Consider the following 4414-nt stretch of genomic DNA (forward strand, 5'->3'; position numbering starts at 1 on the left):
CCCCCCGGGTGAGCACCACGGCGCCGGCACCCGCCCGCACCAGCCAGGCGGCGACGTCGTCGGGCTCCCGCAGCGGCCCGGTCCGGCCGGGCGGGTAGAAGCGGGCGGAGGGGGCGACGACGTCGCAGCGGCCCGGCAGGTCGGCGGCATCGTCCTTCCAGGAGCCGGCGTCCATCATGGCCAGTGCACCCACGGCCCGCGCCAGGTCGAGTGCGGCCCGGCCCAGGTCGGGGTAGTGGCCGTCCACGAGGACGACGTCGGGCGCCGGCCGCTGCCTGGCGGCGATGGCGGCGGCCAGTGCTCGTAAGAGGGCGGGGTCGGCATGGCCGGAGGCGTTTGTGGACACGACCGAGCGTTCCCCGGTCGCGGCACTCACGGTGCATGAGGACACCGACAGCCCCGACGCGGTGCCGTCGTCCATCGGCGCCGCGCAGTCCAACAGTTCGACGCCGCAGGCGTCCAGGTCCGCACGCACCAGCTGCGCCAGCGGCCCGGTCCCCACCGGAGCGGCCAGCAGAGCGCGGCCTCCCAGGGCGGCGAAGGCGACGGCAGCATTGGTGGCGGGGCCGCCGGCCGCAACCACCTGATCGCGGGCGCGGATCTTCTCGTCCGAGCCGGGCGGAGCGTCAACGAGGTGGATGACGTCAACGACCGTCAGACCCACGAACAGGCCGCAGGGAGACCCGCCCGGCTCAGCGGCACTGGCCGTCTCCCCGACCTGCCCGCCGTCTGTTCCCGATGCCTGTCCCGTCCGTCGGCTCGCCTCACTGCGCACGCCCCCATTCAACCCCGCAACCGACCAACCCGACATCCCTGCCGCACATGGAATGGCCTTGGGACCGGCGTGAGGGGACAATGGGCTCTTATATGAGCAGCGAGATGAACCCGACCGCCCCCGGCCACCCCGGCGACGACTCTCGTCGGCGCTCCCGCGGCTCCCGTCGCGCCCACACGGACAAGCCCCGGCGCCGCCCCGGCCGCCGCCGCGAATGGCGCGGCTTCACCGACGAACAGCTGGCGTCCCGCCGCGCCGCCGTCCCGCATATCACCTACCCCGAGGAGCTGCCCGTCTCCGCCCGGCGGGAGGAGATCGCCGCGGCAATCCGCGACAACCAGGTCGTCATCGTCGCCGGGGAAACCGGCTCGGGCAAGACCACGCAGCTGCCCAAGATCTGCTTGGAGCTCGGCCGCGGCGTCACCGGCATGATCGGGCACACCCAGCCGCGCCGCATCGCCGCCCGCTCGGTGGCCGAGCGCATTGCCCACGAGTTGGACACCCCCATCGGGCCCGACGGCGTGGTCGGCTACCAGGTGCGCTTCACCGAACAGACCGGCCCGGGCACGCTGGTCAAGCTCATGACCGACGGCATCCTGCTGGCGGAGATCCAGTCCGACCCGCTGCTGCGCCGCTACGACACGATCATCGTTGACGAGGCCCACGAGCGCAGCCTCAACATCGACTTCATCCTCGGCTACCTGGCCCGGCTCCTCCCCCAGCGCCCGGACCTCAAGGTCATCATCACCTCCGCCACCATCGACTCGGCGCGCTTCGCCGCCCACTTCGGCCGCGATGAGACGGGCGACCGGGGGCGGACGTTCCGCGTGCCCGCACCGGTGGTGGAGGTCTCCGGGCGCACCTACCCGGTGGAGATCCGCTACCGGCCCCTGGTCCCGGACGATGACGCCCCCGGTGCCGCGGGCTCCACGGGCCCCGCCGACCGGGAGTCCCCCGGCGCTACCGCGGCCGGATCCTCCGGTTCCTCTGCCCGAAACTCCGCAGCGCAGGAGGAGCGCGACCAGGTCACCGGGATTCTCGACGCCGTCGACGAGCTCATGGCCGCAGGCCCCGGAGACATCCTCGTCTTCCTGGCCGGGGAGCGGGACATCCGCGACACCGAGTCCGCCCTCATCGACCACCTCGGCCCGCGCTACACCCCGCACGGGCGCTCGGCCACCCCCGGGGCGGTCGAGATCGTGCCCTTGTTCTCGCGGCTGTCATCGGCGGAGCAGCACCGCGTCTTCGAGGCGCACACGTGCCGACGCATCGTGCTGGCCACGAACGTCGCCGAGACCTCCCTGACGGTGCCCGGCATCCGCTACGTCGTCGATCCCGGGCTGGCGCGCATCTCCCGCTATTCCAACCGCACCAAGGTCCAGCGCCTGCCGATTGAGCCGGTCAGCCGCGCCAGCGCCAACCAGCGCTCGGGCCGCTGCGGGCGCGTGGCCGACGGCATCGCCATCCGCCTGTATTCCGAGGCCGACTACGACTCACGCCCGGAGTACACCGAGCCGGAGATCCTGCGCACCTCCCTGGCCTCGGTCATCCTGCAAATGGCGGCCCTGGGCCTGGGCGCCGTACAGGACTTCCCCTTCCTCGACGCCCCCGACTCGCGCGCCGTGCGCGACGGCGTCCAACTACTCACCGAGATCGGTGCCATTGAGGCGAGCGGCGTCTCCGGGAAGGGACGGCGTCGGGGAGACGACGGCGTCGGCGGACCCCGACTGACCGACGTCGGCCGACGCCTGGCGCGGCTGCCCATCGACCCCCGTCTGGGCCGGATGCTGCTGGAGGCCGGCCAGCTCGGCTGCGTGAGCGAGGTCATGGTCATTGTGGCCGCCCTGTCCATGCAGGATGTGCGCGAGCGCCCCGCCGAGAAGCAGGAGGCGGCCGATGCCCTGCACCGGCGCTTCGCCGAACCGACCAGCGACTTCCTCACCTACCTCAACCTGTGGCGCTACCTGCGCACCCAGCAGCGCGACCTGTCCGGCTCGGCCTTCCGCCGCATGTGCCGGGCCGAGTTCCTCCACTACCTGCGGGTGCGGGAGTGGCAGGACGTGTACAACCAGCTGCGGCAACTCGCCCGCCCGCTGGGGCTCGCCGCCGCCCCCGTGGACCTGCCGACCGCGAACGCCGTGCGCGCGGCCGCCGCCGGCCTGGAGCCGGGCACGCAGGCGGCCACCATCGCCAACGGGGATGTGGCGGCCGCCGTCGTCGCCCTCGGCCGCAGCGCAGACACCCCCAGCGCCGACGCCATCCACCGCTCCCTGCTGGTGGGACTGCTGTCCAATGTGGGCAGTTGGGACGAGCGGCGGCGCGAGTACGCCGGGGCCCGCGGCAGTCACTTCGTCATCTGGCCCGGCTCCGGGCTGCGCCGCAAGAGCTACGACTGGGTCATGACGGCGGAGCTGGTGGAGACCTCCCGCCTGTTCGCCCGCACCGTCGCCAAGGTTGATGGCCGCTGGATCGAACAGGCCGCCACCGCCGCCGGACTCACCCACCGGGTCTACGGGGAGCCCTATTGGTCCACGCGGCGCGGCGCCGCCATGGTGCACGAGAAGATCCTCCTGTACGGAATGACGCTGGTGGCCGACCGGCCCGCCAACCTCGCCTCCGTGGGCACGGCGGACGCCCGCGAGCTGGCACGGGAGATGTTCATCCGCTCCGGGTTGGTCGAGGGCGGCTGGCACGCCCGACACGACTTTGTGGAACGCAACCGCGAGCTGGTGGAGGAACTCGGCGACGTCGAGCAGCGCCGCCGCGAGCACGGCCTGTTGGCCAGTGACGAGGCCCTGTTCGACTTCTACGACGATCGCGTCCCCGACGACATCTACGGCGCCAACGACTTCGACGCCTGGTGGAAGCGGCAGCGCCGCCACAGCCCCGACCTGCTCGACTTCACCCGGGAGCTACTGCTGCCGGGCGGCGACGACACCGTCGGCTACCCGGACTCCTGGGCGCAGGGCGACCTCACGCTCGGCCTGGACTACGTATTCGAGCCGGGCGCTGCGGACGACGGCGTGAGCGTGCTCATTCCCCTTGAGGTCCTGGGGCGGGTTAGCCCGGACGGCTTTGACTGGCTGGTGCCGGGGCTGCGCCCCGAGCTGGTGGTGGCGACCATCCGCGCCCTGCCCAAGCGGGTACGCCGCCAGCTCGTGCCGGCCCCCGACGTCGGGGCGCAGGTGTGGCAGGCCCTGGTCGACCGCTTCCCCGCGGCCGCGGGCCTCGACCGCACCGGTGCCCCGGATGCGGCCGACGACGCGCCCCCGGCCGAGAGGCTCACGCCGCCGTCCGCTCCGGAGACTTCCTTCCGGGAGGCCTTCACCCAGGTGGTGATGGCGCTGCGCAACGTCGACATCACCGAGGCCGACTGGGAGGAGGTCGACCAGCATCTACCCGATCATCTGCGCATGTCGTTTGTGGCGCTGGATGGCACCGGGCAGGAGCTCGACCGGGACAAGGACCTCGTCGCCCTGCAACGGCGCCAATCCGGGCGTACCGAGGCGGCCGTGCGCGACGCCGTACACGGCGCTATCGCCCAGGCGATGGCCGATGCGCAGCGCTCCCAGAGCCGTTCGCGCCGCCGTGGCGGCGGGCGCGGCAAGCGCGGCGGCCGGAACACGGCGGCACCGGCTC

The 4414-nt window shown here is 72.8% G+C and carries 2 protein-coding genes; one reads left to right on the forward strand and one right to left on the reverse strand.

Annotated features, from left to right (window positions below; translation table 11 throughout):
* A partial coding sequence (locus RWX45_RS10385) for a PfkB family carbohydrate kinase (protein WP_316023649.1) occupies positions 1-775 on the reverse strand: 775 nt, incomplete at its 3' end.
* Between the two features lie 92 nt (positions 776-867).
* On the opposite strand from RWX45_RS10385, the gene hrpA reads away from it, so the two are divergent.
* The coding region (gene hrpA / locus RWX45_RS10390) for an ATP-dependent RNA helicase HrpA (RefSeq protein WP_316023650.1) at positions 868-4414 on the forward strand (3547 nt) is incomplete at its 3' end.

This window comes from Actinomyces sp. MRS3W (assembly GCF_032465695.1).
Taxonomy (GTDB): Bacteria; Actinomycetota; Actinomycetes; order Actinomycetales; family Actinomycetaceae; genus Actinomyces.